At 59.0% G+C, this 15,323-nt stretch carries 16 protein-coding genes; 13 read left to right on the plus strand and 3 right to left on the minus strand.

The features are described from left to right. Nucleotides 1-33: 33 nt before the first annotated feature. The gene (locus ACR0B7_RS00795) at nt 34-1,101 is read right to left on the minus strand and encodes an ATP-binding protein (RefSeq protein WP_170383022.1); all 1,068 of its coding nucleotides are present in this window, start codon (nt 1,099-1,101) and stop codon (nt 34-36) included. Further along, on the minus strand, nt 1,098-2,081 hold the full coding sequence (gene dusB, locus ACR0B7_RS00800) for a tRNA dihydrouridine synthase DusB (protein ID WP_480680738.1): 984 nt from the start codon (nt 2,079-2,081) through the stop codon (nt 1,098-1,100). Before dusB ends, ACR0B7_RS00795 begins: the two co-directional genes overlap by 4 nt. A gap of 184 nt (nt 2,082-2,265) precedes the next feature. Between dusB and ACR0B7_RS00805 the strand changes: the two genes are divergently transcribed. From ACR0B7_RS00805 to ACR0B7_RS00830, 6 genes are all read left to right on the plus strand, one after another. Further along, nucleotides 2,266-3,396 carry a bifunctional 2-C-methyl-D-erythritol 4-phosphate cytidylyltransferase/2-C-methyl-D-erythritol 2,4-cyclodiphosphate synthase gene (locus tag ACR0B7_RS00805; RefSeq protein ID WP_170569589.1) on the plus strand — a complete coding sequence of 377 codons (1,131 nt, stop codon included), beginning with the start codon at nt 2,266-2,268 and terminating at the stop codon, nt 3,394-3,396. Then, nucleotides 3,393-3,890 carry a phosphatidylglycerophosphatase A family protein gene (locus ACR0B7_RS00810; protein WP_170481656.1) on the plus strand — a complete coding sequence of 166 codons (498 nt, stop codon included), beginning with the start codon at nt 3,393-3,395 and terminating at the stop codon, nt 3,888-3,890. The genes ACR0B7_RS00805 and ACR0B7_RS00810 overlap by 4 nt, the downstream gene beginning before the upstream one ends. Continuing rightward, entirely contained in the window at nt 3,887-4,354 is a 468-nt protein-coding gene (locus ACR0B7_RS00815; protein WP_170481652.1) for a CinA family protein, read from the plus strand. Before ACR0B7_RS00810 ends, ACR0B7_RS00815 begins: the two co-directional genes overlap by 4 nt. Before the next feature lie 160 nt (nt 4,355-4,514). Further along, entirely contained in the window at nt 4,515-5,696 is a 1,182-nt protein-coding gene (locus ACR0B7_RS00820; RefSeq protein WP_170413489.1) for an ammonium transporter, read from the plus strand. Nucleotides 5,697-5,840: 144 nt separating this feature from the next. After that, nucleotides 5,841-6,518, plus strand: coding sequence for an orotate phosphoribosyltransferase (locus tag ACR0B7_RS00825; RefSeq protein WP_170481649.1), 678 nt, complete (start codon nt 5,841-5,843; stop codon nt 6,516-6,518). A gap of 239 nt (nt 6,519-6,757) precedes the next feature. Beyond that, nucleotides 6,758-8,248 (plus strand): replicative DNA helicase, encoded by a 1,491-nt coding sequence (locus tag ACR0B7_RS00830; protein ID WP_170383012.1) that lies wholly within the window; start codon nt 6,758-6,760, stop codon nt 8,246-8,248. Nucleotide 8,249: 1 nt separating this feature from the next. Here the strand turns inward: ACR0B7_RS00830 and ACR0B7_RS00835 are convergent, their stop codons facing one another. Beyond that, a complete protein-coding gene (locus tag ACR0B7_RS00835) occupies nt 8,250-8,789 on the minus strand; it encodes a GNAT family N-acetyltransferase (RefSeq protein WP_170481645.1) in 540 nt (179 codons plus the stop codon). A gap of 229 nt (nt 8,790-9,018) precedes the next feature. On the opposite strand from ACR0B7_RS00835, the gene alr reads away from it, so the two are divergent. The 7 genes from alr (at nt 9,019) to ACR0B7_RS00870 (ending at nt 15,263) form a co-directional block, all read left to right on the plus strand. Then, the gene (alr, locus tag ACR0B7_RS00840; protein WP_170481642.1) at nt 9,019-10,053 is read left to right on the plus strand and encodes an alanine racemase; all 1,035 of its coding nucleotides are present in this window, start codon (nt 9,019-9,021) and stop codon (nt 10,051-10,053) included. After that, on the plus strand, nt 10,050-10,832 hold the full coding sequence (locus ACR0B7_RS00845; protein WP_170383005.1) for an MlaE family ABC transporter permease: 783 nt from the start codon (nt 10,050-10,052) through the stop codon (nt 10,830-10,832). The genes alr and ACR0B7_RS00845 overlap by 4 nt, the downstream gene beginning before the upstream one ends. Beyond that, nucleotides 10,829-11,575 carry an ATP-binding cassette domain-containing protein gene (locus ACR0B7_RS00850; protein WP_170481639.1) on the plus strand — a complete coding sequence of 249 codons (747 nt, stop codon included), beginning with the start codon at nt 10,829-10,831 and terminating at the stop codon, nt 11,573-11,575. Before ACR0B7_RS00845 ends, ACR0B7_RS00850 begins: the two co-directional genes overlap by 4 nt. A gap of 161 nt (nt 11,576-11,736) precedes the next feature. Then, nucleotides 11,737-12,189, plus strand: coding sequence for a paraquat-inducible protein A (locus ACR0B7_RS00855; protein ID WP_170481635.1), 453 nt, complete (start codon nt 11,737-11,739; stop codon nt 12,187-12,189). Nucleotides 12,190-12,475: 286 nt separating this feature from the next. Next, on the plus strand, nt 12,476-13,120 hold the full coding sequence (locus ACR0B7_RS00860; protein WP_480680743.1) for a DNA repair protein: 645 nt from the start codon (nt 12,476-12,478) through the stop codon (nt 13,118-13,120). Nucleotides 13,121-13,240: 120 nt separating this feature from the next. Continuing rightward, nucleotides 13,241-14,605 carry a DNA repair protein RadA gene (gene radA / locus ACR0B7_RS00865; protein WP_170482062.1) on the plus strand — a complete coding sequence of 455 codons (1,365 nt, stop codon included), beginning with the start codon at nt 13,241-13,243 and terminating at the stop codon, nt 14,603-14,605. A 40-nt stretch (nt 14,606-14,645) separates the two neighbouring features. Continuing rightward, nucleotides 14,646-15,263 (plus strand): CvpA family protein, encoded by a 618-nt coding sequence (locus ACR0B7_RS00870; RefSeq protein ID WP_170481632.1) that lies wholly within the window; start codon nt 14,646-14,648, stop codon nt 15,261-15,263. Nucleotides 15,264-15,323: the final 60 nt, after the last annotated feature.

Genomic DNA, 15,323 nt, shown 5'->3' on the forward strand with positions numbered 1-15,323 from the left:
CTCCTTATTTTGCTCTTATCGGCATTTGTTGTCTCAAGTTGCGTCGCGCGGCGCCCGCCTAAGCGAGATGCGAAACACCGTTCGACCCGGAACCGAGTCGGCGGAAATCCATCCGTCATGGTCCGAGATGATTTTGCTCACCAGTGCCAGCCCAAGGCCGGTACCGTTTTCCTTTCCCGAAACGAACGGGTCAAAGATGTCGCTGCGAATCTTGTCAGGCAGGCCCGGCCCGTCGTCGATGATCTCGACCTGCAGCGGCAGCGAATGTCCTGACCCGTCGCTGCGGCGCAGTCTGAACGAATGCTCGAAATACGTCCGCAGCCGGATTGTTCCCCCTTTGGGATCGGCCGCTTCCGAAGCGTTTTTCAACAAATTTAGGATCACCTGCAAAAACTGATCAGGGTCGCCATAGGCCAAAGGCAGCGAGGGGTCGTAGTCCTCGACGATTTTCATATGCGCGCCGAAACCCAAAAGCGCCGAACGCCGTGCGCGGTCTAGAACATCGTGAATATTAACCGGTCTGAAATCGGGCTGCGACAGGTTGCCAAACTGTTCGACCTGCTCCAACAGCTTCACGATCCGGCGGCTCTCGGCGACAATTAAGTCAGTTAGTTCAAGGTCTTGCTGCGATATATTCATGCTGAGTAACTGCGCAGCGCCGGTGATCCCAGCCAAAGGGTTCTTGATCTCATGGGCCAGCATTTCCGCCATGCCGATCGCAGATTGCGCCGCGGATTTGACCGTGTTCCCCCGTGTCATCCGACCCGCCAATTCTCGTGGCGAGATGATCATGATCATGGACCCCGAATGCCCGACCAAAGGCGCGATTTGCAGCGCACATTGCAGAGGCGCGCGACTGCCCGAGCCAACATCAACGTCATTTACAAACAACGGCGTGCTCTGCTGACGCGCGCGAAGAAAGGCTTCTTCCAGCGGGGCGTCGACGGCAATCTGATCCCAGACGGGGTTCCCGATGACGGATTTACGCGAAGCGTTCAAAAACCCTTCGCCCGCCGAATTTACATCGGTAATCCTGTCATCCGCATCAATTATGAAGGCCGGGACAGGCAGCGAGGCCCAGATACTTTGGTCCGAAGTCATGCTGCGACCTCCGCACTGCTGTTCAAAGCGTCACCCAACAGACGCAGCACTTCGTTCGTATCCCGAGATGTAAGAACGGCACGGCGCAGCGCCGAGGGTGTGCCTACCTCGTCCATGTACCAACCCAGATGCTTTCGAGCGACCCGCAAGCCCAGATCCTCGCCATAAAACTCAAGCATGGACTGATAGTGCCTCCGCACCAGTTCGGTCAGTTCCTCCTCTGTAGGAATGACCGGAGCAGCCGTTCCATAGAGGTCGGCGCAAATCTGGGCCAGAACCCACGGTCTGCCCTGCGCGCCTCGCCCGACCATGAAGCCATCTGCGCCCGACTCAGCCATTGCAGTCCGAGCAGAGGTTGAATCCACGATGTCACCGTTCGCTATCACCGGAATTGAAACCGCATCTTTTACCGCCCGGATCGCGGCCCAATCTGCGTGACCCTTGTAGAACTGGCACCGGGTTCGCCCGTGGATTGTAACCATTCGGATACCCGCATCCTGCGCCCGCCGCGCAACGTCCGGCGCATTCAGCAAATTATCGTCCCACCCAAGTCGGGTTTTCAGCGTAACCGGCACGTCCACAGCGCCCACCACTGCCTCGATCAGTTTCAGGGCATGGTCTGGTGTCTTCAATAGTGCCGAGCCTGAATAGCCGTTTGTTACCTTTTTCGCGGGGCATCCCATGTTGATGTCGATGACCCGCGCACCCCGATCTGCGACCTGCCGCGCGGCCTCGGCCATCCAATGCGCTTCACGCCCGGCCAGTTGCACCGCAGTGTTTTCAACGTCCGCTGACAACTCGGCACGCTCGCGCACACCGGGTTTTGCCTGAACCATTTCCTGGCTGGCAACCATCTCGCTGACGACCATCCCCGCGCCGAAGCGCATCACCAAATCACGAAACGGGCGGTCCGTGATTCCAGCCATCGGAGCCAGCATAACCGGCGGGTTAATGTCTTTTTCAGCGAGCTGCAGTGTCAACGTGCTTAATCCTTGGGCAGTTGGGGCTTTGATACCGAATTGAGCGTATATGAACAACAAATCGGGCGGCGAAAAGCCCGGAAAATCATCATGTGCCTATTTTTTGGGCGCACTTACGCAGGTGATTGCCTCTCCATTCACCGCGCCCTAAACATTGCTCACAAATCACCAAAGGGAACGCCCCATGATCACCGCTGCCATTATCGTCGCCGCAGGACGCGGAACGCGCGCGGGCGGGGGTACTCCGAAACAATGGCAGCCTCTCGCAGGACGACGGGTCGCGGATTGGACGATTGACCGTTTTAAAGGTCAGGTCGATCACATTGTTCTTGTACTGTCCGAGGACGATCAATCCGCCTGGAGCGAATTTGAAGGAACGAACCTGATCCTCGCGGCAGGTGGGCAAGACAGAGCGGCGTCCGTGCGCAACGGATTGGACGCGCTGGCCAATTTGGACATCAAACACGTTCTGATCCACGATGTGGCGCGTCCTTGCGTGACCACCGGGCTTATTCAAAGTGTTCTCTCGGCGCTGGAGGCATCCCCCGCGGCCGCTCCGGGACTTGCCGTCACGGATGCGCTTTGGACCGGTGATGGGCGCGTTGTAACGGGAACTCAGGACCGCACCGGGCTGTTCGCCGCGCAAACGCCTCAGGGCTTTCACTACGACGCGATCGTCTCAGCCCACGCGACCCACCCCGGAGGCGCGGCAGACGATGTCGAGGTCGCGCGCGCAGCGGGTTTGGACGTGGCGATAGTTCCGGGTAATGCGGACAATCTGAAAATAACACGGCCCGAGGATTTTGCCCGGGCGGAACGCATATTGGGAACGGATATGGATGTAAGACTGGGCAACGGATATGATGTGCATCGGTTTGGCGACGGGGATCATGTGATCCTGTGCGGTGTGAAAGTGCCGCATGATCGCGGCCTTCAGGGGCACTCGGATGCGGATGTCGGAATGCACGCCGTTACTGACGCGATCTACGGCGCGCTGGCGCAGGGCGACATTGGCCAGCACTTTCCGCCCTCGGACCCGCAATGGAAGGGTGCCGCCAGTGAAATTTTCCTGCGTCACGCGGTTCAACTGGCCGAGACGATGGGCTACGCGATCTCGAATGTGGATTGCACCTTGGTCTGCGAATACCCCAAGATTGGCCCCCACGCCGAAGCGATGCGCGTGGAAATGGCGCGGATCATGGGCCTTCGCGCCGATCAGGTCTCGGTCAAGGCGACCACGTCGGAACGGCTGGGCTTTACGGGCCGAAGTGAGGGGATCGCCTCGCTTGCCACTGCGTGTCTGGTGAAATCATGAATGTTGCGCGTCTGGTCGGAACGGTCTGCGGTGTAGGCTATCTGCGCCCCGCGCCGGGCACGTGGGGGTCGCTTGCCGCCCTGCCCATGGCGTGGGTCCTGCATACGCTTGGTGGCTTTCCCTTGCTGGTGATCGCCACGATTGCAGCCTTCTTCGGCGGCCTCTGGGCGACCCGCGTCATGACACAGGGACAGGACGATCACGACCCGTCCGAAATTGTCATCGACGAGGTTGCCGGGCAGTTCATCGCGCTCTGGGCGGTTTCCTATCCGTCTTGGGCACATGGGATCGAGATCACGGCGCTCTGGCCCGGCTGGATTGCTGGGTTTTTGCTGTTTCGCCTGTTCGACATCACTAAACCCGGCCCCGTTGGATGGGCAGACCGCAAGGGGGATGCGATGGGCGTGATGCTGGATGACGTCATCGCCGGGGTCTTCGCGGCCATTGGCGTGTTGCTGCTGGCCGGGCTTGCGCATGGGGTTCTGGGGCTATGAACGTGGCTGACCTGCTCGACCGCGCCAAGGCGCAAGGGCTGATGATCGCCACCGCCGAAAGCTGTACCGGAGGTATGGTGGCCGCTGCTCTGACTGATATCCCCGGCAGTTCCGCCGTGGTCGAGCGCGGCTTCGTCACCTACACCAATACCGCCAAGCGGCAGATGCTGGGCGTTCGGGCCGAGACGTTGGAGGCTCATGGCGCAGTCTCGGAACAAGTCGCCCGCGAAATGGCCGAAGGCGCATTGCAGCACTCAGAGGCGAAACTAGCCGTCTCAATCACCGGCATCGCTGGCCCCGGCGGTTCCGAGCACAAACCAGAAGGACGCGTATGTTTCGGAGTCGCCTTGGAGGGACAACCCACCTTTGTCGAAACCGTCGAATTCGGCGCACTGGGTCGCGCCGAAGTGCGTTTGGCGGCGCGGGATCACGCGCTTGAGCTGCTATCCAAGGCAATTTCCTAAATCGACTATTTTTTAGTCAAACTTCTATTTTGTATGCACATTTAGTCAGCACTTGTGCAAAAGCCCCAAATTTAAGCACGATTTTTGCTGTCTGCCTCTTTTTTCCTCACCTCCCCTCCGCTTCAAAGCCCGCCACGCGAGTTTAAGAGGAGAGCGGCTGATGAATGGAGCCGATACCGCCTGGATCATAGTTGCAACGGCACTGGTCCTTTTCATGACACTTCCGGGACTGGCCCTGTTCTATGGTGGCCTCGTGCGCGCCCGCAACGTGCTGAGTGTCTTCATGCACTGTTTCAGCATTGCGTGCCTGATGAGCATTCTTTGGCTCGTCGCGGGCTACTCGATCGCGTTCGGCGACGGCGGATCAGGGCTTTGGGGCGGTCTGGGCAAAGCCTTTCTGAACGGCGTCGACGCCGACAGCCTGTCGGGAACCCTGCCGGAAGTCCTCTTTTTTGCTTTCCAGATGACCTTCGCCATCATCACACCCGCGCTGATCGTCGGTGCCTATGTGGAACGTGTGGGCTTTGGCTTCGTTATGATCTTCTCGGGCCTGTGGATGCTGCTGTGCTATGCGCCTGTGGTACATTGGATCTGGGGTGGCGGCATCCTGACCGATGGCGGAATTCTGGGTGAGGTCGGCGTGCGCGACTTTGCGGGTGGCATCGTGGTGCATGAAACTGCGGGTCTGGCTGCGCTGATCATTGCTGTTGTGCTTGGTCCCCGCCTGAATCGCACCACTCCGCCGCACAACCCCGGATTTGTGATGGTTGGTGCCGCGATGCTGTGGGTTGGCTGGTTCGGCTTCAACGGCGGGTCGCAACTGGCCGCTGACGGCGGTGCTGCGATGGCGATGACCGTGACGCATATCTCGGCCGCGACCGCCTCACTTACATGGGCGCTGTACGAGCGGATCAAGTATGGCAAAGCCTCGATGGTTGGTCTGGTGACCGGTACGATTGCGGGTCTGGCCTCGATCACCCCGGCTTCGGGCTATGTCGATCCGGTGCAGGCGCTGATCATTGGCGCGGTCGCAGGCGTACTCTGCCAAGAGGCCGTCAACGTCATCCGCAACATTCTGAAAATCGACGACACGCTGGATGTCTTTGCCGTGCACGGCGTCGGCGGCATCTTTGGCACGATCATGATCGCCGTATTCGGCCTTGGCGCGTGGACCGCACAATTGGGCGGGCTGGTCATCGTGGGTGTCTTTACCGCAGTTGTCACCTTTGTCCTGATCAAGGTGGTTGCGCTGATCACACCGCTTCGCGTAGACGCCGAGACCGAAACAAATGGCCTCGACCTGTCGGTACACGGCGAACGAGCCTACGACATGAGCAGCTAAGCCCACCTTGGCGCTCGGGTCCGCTTTGGACCATGGCGGGCCTCGCTTCTGCGGGGTCCGCTTTTCTTTTGGCTGGCCTCTCGACTCTGGGGGGTGCGGCGCGTTATCAGCCCGCAACCTGTTTTCAGCCCAGAGGTTTGCACCATGATCCCCAGCTCGTACCCCGACAGCACCGAAATCGCCCGCCTGACCGCGCGGATGCTGCTGGAGATCAAGGCCGTCCACTTCAATTCGCGTGAACCGTTCACGCTGGCCTCGGGCCTGCCCAGCCCGACCTATATCGACTGCCGCAAGCTGATCTCATATCCGCGCATCCGCTCGACCCTCATGGATTTCCTGACCGTGACAGTGATGCGCGACGCGGGGTTCGAGGCGTTCGACAACATCGCTGGTGGCGAGACCGCAGGCATCCCCTTCGCCGCAATGGTTGCTGAACGCATGGCCCTGCCGATGACCTATGTGCGCAAAAAGCCCAAAGGGTACGGCCGCAACGCGCGCATCGAGGGCGCGATGAGCGAGGGCGAGCGCGTGCTGCTGGTCGAGGACCTGACCACCGATGGCGGATCAAAGCTGTCCTTTGTGGATGCGATCCGCGACACCGGCGCGACCTGCGGGCATACGGCGGTGATCTTCTACTACGGCATCTTCCCCGAGACGGAAAAGACGCTGGGCGACCACGGCGTGCAACTGCACCACCTGTGCACCTGGTGGGATGTTTTGGCCGAGGCCAAGGCGCAGAAAGCCTTTGATGCAGAGACACTTGATGGGGTCGAGGCTTTCCTGAATGACCCGCGTGGATGGCAGGAAGCCCACAAGAGCTAAAAAACCACCTGTGTATAAGCTGGGGGTAACTCGCCACAGAATCGCCCCCAGAGCACTTGCATCTAGTGCCGTGAACATGGCGTCGCACTAAATGTTGCGCCGCGCGATGTTCTTTGGCAAAGTTGTCCAAACTTATCCCAAGCTGAAGCAGAGTTATACGCGACTTATCTTCAGAGATTTACAGATGGCCCTGTCGGTGCCGGATTGATTAGAACTGTCGCACGGGCAGCGGGGACAAAATGAACGAGATAAGCAGTATCGAGCAGGCAGCGGCGCAGATTCAGAACGCCGAAACCATGCCGCATTCCATCGAGGCCGAGCAGCAGCTTCTTGGCGCGATCCTGACGAATAATGACCTGTATGACCGGGTGGCCTCGATCATCGGGGCCGAGCATTTCTATGACCCGGTTCATGCCCGCATCTACGAAGTCGCGGCCAATCGCATCGCCAAGAATGCGCTGGCCTCGCCCGTGACGCTGAAATCCTTCATGGCCGAGGATGAAGGCCTGAAGGAGCTGGGTGGTCCGGCCTATCTGGTCAAACTGGCCGGTGCCTCGATCAGTGCGTTCGCGGTGCATGACTATGCCCAGATGATCTATGACCTCGCCATCCGGCGCGAGTTGATCCGGCTGGGCCGTGACATCTCGGACAAGGCGGCGCGGGTTGATGTGTCCAGCGAACCGAAAGAACAAATCGTCGAGGCCGAGCAACAGCTTTATCAGTTATCCGAGCAGGGCCAGACCGAACAGGGATTTCAATCCTTCCTTAAGGCGGTCACAGAAGCCGTCAACGTCACCAACGAAGCGTACCAGCGCGGCGGTGGCATGGCGGGGATTTCCACCGGTCTGGCCGATTTGGACAAACAGCTTGGCGGGTTGCATCCGTCCGACCTGATCATTCTGGCCGGGCGTCCGTCGATGGGGAAAACCTCGCTGGCGACCAATGTGGCGTTCAACGTGGCCAAGGCCTACAAACGCGGCACCAAATCCGACGGATCCGAAGGGGCGGTTGACGGCGGCGTGGTCGGGTTCTTCTCGCTCGAAATGAGCGCCGAGCAGTTGGCGGGCCGGGTTCTGGCCGAAGCGTCCGAGATTTCCAGCCACAAAATCCGTCAGGGCGACATGACGGAATCCGAATTCCGCCGTTTCGTGGATGCCGCGAAAGAATTGGAAGCCTGCCCGCTGTTCATCGACGACACCCCGGCCCTGCCGATCTCACAACTTGCGGCGCGCGCGCGTCGGTTGAAACGGACGCATGGGCTGGACCTTTTGGTGATCGACTATTTGCAGCTCTGCCGGGGTATGTCCGACAACCGCGTCAACGAGATTGCCGAGATTTCGATGGGCATGAAGGCCATCGCCAAGGAACTGAACATCCCGGTCATCGCGCTGTCTCAGCTCTCGCGTCAGGTGGAAAGCCGCGACGACAAGCGCCCGCAACTGTCAGACCTGCGGGAATCGGGATCGATCGAACAGGACGCCGACGTGGTGATGTTCGTGTTCCGCGAGGAATACTACAAAGAACGCGAAAAGCCCGGCGATCACGAGCTGGAAAAGATGGAAGAATGGAAACAGGCGATGGAGCGACTGCACGGCAAGGCCGAAGTCATTGTCGGCAAGCAGCGACATGGTCCCATCGGTACCGTCGAACTGTCGTTTGAGGCGCAGTTCACCCGTTTCGGAAATCTGGTCAAACCCTGGCAGCAGGACGGCCAGATCGAGGGCTACTGACCTACCACAGCTCGGGTTTGTCAAATGCGGGAACGCAGCGCGACGGACCCGAGAGAGGGGCCGCATCGCCCCCGGCCAGCGACTGCCCAATCCATCCCTTCGGTTGGCTCAGCTTTTGGGGCGGCCGGGCAAAATCTTCAGTCATCGGCTTGAAACCTGTTTTACCGTAGTAAGCGGGATCACCGTAAGTTATCGCGAAATCAACGCCTTGCCCTTTCAGGTCGTCCAGCGCAAAACGGATCAACTTCTGCCCGATCCCCGCTTTCTGGCGATCGGTTTTGACAGCGACCGGCGACATCAAAACGACGTTGCGCGGGTCTTCATCGTAAAACAGGCGCGAAAACAAAATGCATCCCAAAAGAACGTCACCATCGCGTGCCAGATAGCAGCGCAGATCGTCGTCGCGTGTCGCCATTAAGTCCTGTACCAGCGACGTCAGAGCCTGACCTTCGGCGGCCCCTTCGGAGGCGGTAAAAACCTCCCCATAAAACGATGGTATTTGCGCCTCGAAACCAGCGTATCCCGACGTGAATTCAATCATGTTCGCTCTCTTTCCTGTGGCCACAACCCAGGTGAACGATTCCCCGGGCAGACGGCTGTTGATCACAGGTTAAACACAATAGGGCACCCGTAAAAATGAAAACACGACCGGCAAATTGGTGCGCCTACTTCAAAATACAGGCCGCATGCCGCCCACGTTCCGGTCAATCGAGGTAATTATCGGCGCGTACCCCCTTGACCTGCCGCGATCCAATGTCATGAACAGAGCCATGAGTACCGCACGTTTGACGATCAATCTTCATGCGCTGGCCAGCAACTGGCAGGCGCTCGACGCGAAAACCAATGTCGAGACCGGCGCAGTGGTCAAGGCCGACGCTTATGGCCTTGGGGCAGAGCCTGTTTCGGCAACGCTGGCCGAGGAAGGCGTGCGTAAGTTCTTTGTGGCAGCAGCGGAAGAAGGGGCCGCCGTCCGGCAGGCGGTCGGGCCTGTGCCAATGATCGGCGTGTTCTCGGGCCATATGGAAGGCGACACCGACCTGTTGCGCGATCATGACCTGACACCCTTGATCAACTCGCCCGAACAGTTCCAGCGCCACGTCGAAGCCCTGCCCGATCAGGCGTTCGGAATTCAACTGGACAGCGGCATGAACCGTCTTGGCCTTGAACCGGCGGACTGGGCGGAACTGCGCCCCAGGGTTGAACCCCTGAAACCGGTTGTTGTCATGTCGCATCTGGCATGCTCGGACGAGCCTGACCATCCCATGAACCAGCAGCAATTGCGCACCTTCCGCGAGATGACTGATGGAATTTCCGCGCCGCGCTCGCTGGCGGCCACTGGGGGAACGCTGCTTGGCCCCGAATTCCATTTCGACTTTTGCCGTCCGGGTATCGGTCTGTACGGCGGGTTGCCATTCGCTGACGCGAAACCGGTGGTGACCGTAGACTTGCCGGTCATACAGGTACGCGAACTGGCGGTCGGAGAGACGGTCGGCTATGGCAACACCTGGACAGCCCGGCGACCGTCGCGCATTGCAACCGTCGCCGCAGGTTATGCAGATGGGCTGCACAGGGCAATCGGCGGCGGGATCGACGCCTTTTCAGGTGGTCAGCCCTGCCCCGTCGTTGGGCGTATTTCGATGGACCTGATTACCGTCGATGTCACCGATTTGCCCAAAGACCCCGAGCGTCTGCGCATCCTGAATGGTCACCAGACCGTCGATGATCTGGCCGAGGCCGCCGGCACCATCGGATATGAAATTCTTACATCGCTGGGCGCGCGATATTCCCGAGGCTACGTGGAATGAGCGCGCTGGACTTGCTGGGCGGTCTTGGTCGCGCAGTGCTGACCCTGCTTGCGACCTTTGGCAAGGTGGCCCTGTTTACCGTGGATGCGATCTCGCACATATTCCGGCCACCTTATTACCCGCGCGAATTTGCCGTGGCACTTATGAATATCGGATGGCTGTCTCTGCCGGTTGTTGGCCTGACCGCCATCTTCACCGGCGGTGCGCTGGCGCTGCAGATCTATGCAGGCGGCGCACGTTTCAACGCCGAGGCCGTAGTGCCGCAGATCGTTGCGATTGGCATGGTGCGCGAGCTTGGCCCGGTTCTGGTCGGTCTGATGATCGCCGCCCGCGTGACCTCGTCCATCGCGGCTGAGATCGCGACCATGAAAGTGACCGAGCAGATTGACGCGTTGGTGACACTGTCGACCCACCCGATGAAATACCTGACAGCGCCCCGCGTTTTGGCCGCGCTGATTACCGTGCCCCTGCTGGTGGGCATCGGGGATATCATCGGCATCGCCGGGGGATACGTCGTCGCGACCGAGAATCTGGGCTTCAACGCCGCCACCTATCTGCAAAACACAGTCAATTTCCTTGAAACGCGCGACATCGTCTCGTCGCTGGTCAAAGGGGCGGCGTTTGGCCTGATCGCAGCGATCATGGGCTGCTACTACGGCATGAATTCAGGACGCGGCGCGCAAGGTGTCGGTCGGGCGACCAAATCCTCGGTCGAATCCGCCGCAATCATGATTCTGGCCGCAAACTTCATTCTGACAGGGGTGTTCTTCTCGGTATGATCAGGATGGACAATGTACACAAAGCCTTTGGCTCCAATCAGGTTCTGCACGGCATGAGCCTTGAGATTCCCAAGGGCACCTCGATGGTCATCATCGGCGGGTCCGGCACCGGCAAGTCCGTGGCGCTGAAATGTATTCTTGGCTTGATCAAACCCGACAGCGGCATGATCTATGTAGACGACAAGGACGCGACCAAGGGTGACAGAGATGCGTTTCTGGCGCGGTTTGGGATGCTGTTTCAGGGCGCGGCGTTGTTTGACTCGCTCCCTGTCTGGCAAAACGTGGCCTTCCGCCTGCTGCGCGGCCCGTTGAAGCGTCCACCGGAATATGCGCGCGAGATTGCGATTGAGAAACTGCGCCGCGTTGGTCTGAAGTCCGACGTGGCCGACCGGTTCCCGTCTGAGCTGTCCGGCGGGATGCAAAAACGTGTGGGCCTTGCCCGCGCCATCGCCGCCGAGCCCGAGATCATTTTCTTCGACGAGCCCACCACAGGTCTGGACCCGATCATGTCCGGCGTCATCAACGACCTGATCCGCGAGATCGTGACCGAGATGGGCGCCACCGCGATGACCATCACCCACGACATGAGCTCTGTCCGCGCGATTGCCGACAACGTCGCCATGCTGCACGGAGGCGTCATCCAATGGACTGGTCCCGTTGGGCAGATGGATGCCTCGGGTGATCCCTATGTGGAGCAGTTCATCAGCGGCAGTGCCGAGGGGCCGATTGAGGCGGTGCGTTAGCTGGTCCCTGTCTGGGATCCGCCATTCCAAAGTCTTGGTGGTGCATATTCCAAGCACAGATGTATCGTAAGCACTTGAATCGTCATTTGTAGGGACGACGAATAACTTGCAGCCTGTTTTTCTGCCCCATAGATATTCAGATGCTCAATCTGGACTTGCCAATGACCCTTCGCCTCGCCACCATCTCGCTGCTGATCCTCTACCCCATCGCGTGGTTCGCCCCACTGATGCGCGCGGGGCTTCTGCCGATCTTCGGCCTCAGCGAGATCAGCGTGATCACCGGCCTGCAATCCCTGTGGAAATCTGACATCTTCCTCGCGCTGATCGTCACCGTCTTTGCCTTGTTCGCGCCCTATATCAAGACGATCGGCACCGCGCTGGTACAATGGGACCTGCTGGACGCCCGCGTTCAACCCGCGCTGAATATCATGGGCAAACTGGCGATGGCCGACATCTTTCTGATCGCGCTTTACATCACGCTGGCCAAGGGCATCTCCTATGCCACCATAGAAACTGCGTGGGGGCTGTACCTGTTTACGGCCTGTATTCTGGCCTCGATCGCGCTGGGATACATTACGGAAATGACATCCAATTCACGAAAAGCTCAGACCTGATTGATTGAAAACCTTCATCTGGCTATCATCTTAATATTTCGAGCAGCAACAATTAGTAGTTTCAGGTCCGCAGCGGATCAATCTGTGTGTGTTAATTGTCCTCCGCTCTGACCTGGTTTGTGCCGGTTTGAGAAGGAGTTCGTCTGTCATGACCGCCCTCCATAATATCACTTTGCAATTTCAGAATGCCTTTTTAAGACTTACTTTTTTCCTAATATGCGCTGCGGCGCTTTTATCTGTTGCGACCACGCTTTTATCTGCGCTTGGCGTGCTTCCGTGGTTGTCCATGCAAGCCGCGTTCGGCTCGGGCACGTATGTCGATGCGGGTATGTTCATTCAAATTGGATTGACCGTCCTGATTCTTATGCTGGCGTTCTATCTGCCTGCAAACGCCCGCATGATGGCGCTGGAAAACGCTCATCGAAAATTTGCTTTGAACATGCAGGACATTTCCTACGCATACCAATTGGCCCACGCTGCGGATCGCGGAAATACCTTTCTGCTGTCCTCGGAATTCGATGCGGTCAAGGAACGGATGGCCTTTCTGCGCCACCATCCAGACCTGCAATCGCTGGAGCCGGAAATCCTGGAACTGGCCGCACAAATGAGCCAGATCAGTCACGAACTGGCCGAAACCTACGGCGACGCCAAAGTTTCGCGTGCGCGTATGTTCCTGCAACAGCGTCAGGAAGAGATTGAGCAATTCCAGCAGCGGATCGGCGACGCCCAGACCATCCAGCAGGAACTGCGACAGTGGACACGCGATATCGAGATTGAGGAATCCATCGCCAAGTCACAGCTCGCAAGGCTGCGCGATGAGTTGTTCGAGCTTCTGCCGGAACTGTCCGCACAGTTGCAGGCACCGCTTGAAGAGCGCGAGACCTCGGAATCCAGCGTTATTGCGATGTCGCCACCGCGTGCTGCGGAATAGGCGCGTCAGCGCCCGCTGCGGACGATGACCCATAGGGTCTGAGGACGCAGCGCGCCACCGTCGGTGAGGAAAGCCCTTAAGGGCTTGAAGAACCGACCGTCCTCGGGCACCAAGGGCGGCATGGCGAAGACGACTTCTTTTTCCTGTTCGGCCTGTGGTGCCACCCATTCCCGCTGGTCCGGGCGGTGCGACAGTTGCGGCGAATGGAACACGATTGCGCAGGATGTCCCCCTTTCGGCTGGCCCTGCAAAAAAATCCCTCGGCGGCAAACGTGGCCAGCCAATCGCACTCACGGACCTGTCGACCAAGGAAACACCCCCGCCCCGCACGCTTTGCGGGGTTGATGAACTGGACCGCGTTCTGGGTGGTGGACTTGTTCCCGCCTCGGCCTTGCTGGTGGGCGGAGACCCCGGAATCGGCAAATCCACTCTGCTGCTGCAGGCCGCCGCCCGCTTCTCGCGTGCTGGCGTCAAAACCATCTATGTGTCCGGCGAGGAAGCCAGCGCACAGGTACGGATGCGCGCGCGTCGTTTGGGGCTTGAAGACGCGCCGGTGCAACTGGCCGCCGAAACCAACCTGCGCAACATCTTGACCACGCTCGAGGCCGAAAAGCCCGGCCTTGCCATTATCGACTCGATTCAGACCATGTGGGCAGACAATGTCGACAGCGCCCCCGGCTCGGTGTCACAAGTAAGGGCCGCAGCGCATGAATTGACCACGTTTGCGAAACGACACGGCATCTCGATCATCATGGTCGGCCATGTCACCAAAGAGGGTCAAATCGCAGGTCCGCGGGTCGTCGAACACATGGTCGATACGGTGCTGTATTTTGAGGGCGAGCGCGGCCACCAGTTCCGCATCCTGCGCGCGGTCAAGAACCGCTTTGGCCCTGCCGACGAGATTGGCGTGTTCGAGATGACGGGAAAAGGACTTGCGCAGGTCACGAACCCCTCGGCCTTGTTCCTGTCAGAGCGCGGCGCACCTAGCCCCGGTTCGGCTGTTTTTGCAGGTATCGAGGGCACGCGACCGGTTCTGGTTGAATTACAGGCACTTGTCGCTCCTTCCCCACATTCTCAGCCGCGCCGTACCGTAGTGGGTTGGGACAGCGGACGGTTGGCCATGATCCTGGCGGTGCTCGAAGCGCGGTGCGGCGTGCCCTTCACCGGGCTTGACGTATACCTCAACGTGGCCGGTGGCCTTAAAGTCAGCGAACCCGCGGCCGACCTTGCAGTCGCTGCCGCGTTGCTCAGCGCGCGCGAGGACTCTGCCTTGCCTGCAGATACAGTCGTATTTGGAGAAATCTCATTATCCGGGGCACTTAGACCGGCACCTCAAACCGAAAATAGGTTGAAAGAAGCCCAAAAACTTGGTTTCACATCTGCCATAGCTCCGGCGGGCGGCAAAACGGGTACTGTGGCAGGTCTGACACTCACCCGACCCTCGGATTTGGTTGGGTTTGTTGGCGAAACCTTCGGAGCAGGTTAAGGTAACGCCTTAAGAGGCTGAAAAAATACAGGCGAGGGCCATGGAAGGTTTTACAATTATTGACGGGGTGGTAGCCCTGATCGTCGTGGTGTCAGGTCTGCTGGCCTATTCGCGCGGCCTTTTGCGTGAGGTTTTGGCGATTGCGGGTTGGGTCGCAGCCGCCGTTGTCGCCTTTATTTTCGCTCCACAAGTCGTACCGCTGGTGAAAGAAATTCCGGTGGTCGGGGACTTCCTGCGCGACAGTTGCGAACTGTCGGTGATTACCGGTTTTGCCGCTGTATTTGCAGTTGCCCTGATTGTGGTCAGTATCTTTGCCCCGCTGTTCTCGTCGGTCGTGCAACGCTCGGCGCTGGGTGGGCTGGATCAGGCTCTTGGCTTCTTTTTCGGCATCGCGCGAGGGCTTCTTCTGGTTGCCATCGCGTTCTTTGTCTACGACACGGTCATGACAGGCCAGTCTTATACTATCGTCGACGAAAGCCGTTCGGCGAAAGTATTTGAACAATTCAGCGACAAGATCGAAGAACAAAATCCCGAGGCAGCCCTTGGTTGGGTGACACAGCAATACGAAGAACTGGTAGCAAGCTGCACCGACAGCGCCGCACCGGTCGAAGGTTCTGCACCGACCGAAGACACAACGGCCCCGGCCACAACCGAATAAACGAAAGCCCGGTGAAAGCCGGGCTTTTTTCTTCGGCTATTATGGCAAATTCAGATGAAC

It is taken from the genome of Ruegeria sp. BB6 (assembly GCF_056539385.1).

What these genes read in the sequence shown, in the direction of transcription:
- ACR0B7_RS00795 (WP_170383022.1), bottom strand. Translation starts at nt 1,101, where the DNA reads ATGACTTCGGACCAAAGTATCTGGGCCTCGCTGCCTGTCCCGGCCTTC.
- ACR0B7_RS00805 (WP_170569589.1), top strand. Translation starts at nt 2,266, where the DNA reads ATGATCACCGCTGCCATTATCGTCGCCGCAGGACGCGGAACGCGCGCG.
- ACR0B7_RS00810 (WP_170481656.1), top strand. Translation starts at nt 3,393, where the DNA reads ATGAATGTTGCGCGTCTGGTCGGAACGGTCTGCGGTGTAGGCTATCTG.
- ACR0B7_RS00815 (WP_170481652.1), top strand. Translation starts at nt 3,887, where the DNA reads ATGAACGTGGCTGACCTGCTCGACCGCGCCAAGGCGCAAGGGCTGATG.
- ACR0B7_RS00820 (WP_170413489.1), top strand. Translation starts at nt 4,515, where the DNA reads ATGAATGGAGCCGATACCGCCTGGATCATAGTTGCAACGGCACTGGTC.
- ACR0B7_RS00825 (WP_170481649.1), top strand. Translation starts at nt 5,841, where the DNA reads ATGATCCCCAGCTCGTACCCCGACAGCACCGAAATCGCCCGCCTGACC.
- ACR0B7_RS00830 (WP_170383012.1), top strand. Translation starts at nt 6,758, where the DNA reads ATGAACGAGATAAGCAGTATCGAGCAGGCAGCGGCGCAGATTCAGAAC.
- ACR0B7_RS00835 (WP_170481645.1), bottom strand. Translation starts at nt 8,789, where the DNA reads ATGATTGAATTCACGTCGGGATACGCTGGTTTCGAGGCGCAAATACCA.
- alr (WP_170481642.1), top strand. Translation starts at nt 9,019, where the DNA reads ATGAGTACCGCACGTTTGACGATCAATCTTCATGCGCTGGCCAGCAAC.
- ACR0B7_RS00845 (WP_170383005.1), top strand. Translation starts at nt 10,050, where the DNA reads ATGAGCGCGCTGGACTTGCTGGGCGGTCTTGGTCGCGCAGTGCTGACC.
- ACR0B7_RS00850 (WP_170481639.1), top strand. Translation starts at nt 10,829, where the DNA reads ATGATCAGGATGGACAATGTACACAAAGCCTTTGGCTCCAATCAGGTT.
- ACR0B7_RS00855 (WP_170481635.1), top strand. Translation starts at nt 11,737, where the DNA reads ATGACCCTTCGCCTCGCCACCATCTCGCTGCTGATCCTCTACCCCATC.
- ACR0B7_RS00860 (WP_480680743.1), top strand. Translation starts at nt 12,476, where the DNA reads ATGCAAGCCGCGTTCGGCTCGGGCACGTATGTCGATGCGGGTATGTTC.
- radA (WP_170482062.1), top strand. Translation starts at nt 13,241, where the DNA reads ATGGCGAAGACGACTTCTTTTTCCTGTTCGGCCTGTGGTGCCACCCAT.
- ACR0B7_RS00870 (WP_170481632.1), top strand. Translation starts at nt 14,646, where the DNA reads ATGGAAGGTTTTACAATTATTGACGGGGTGGTAGCCCTGATCGTCGTG.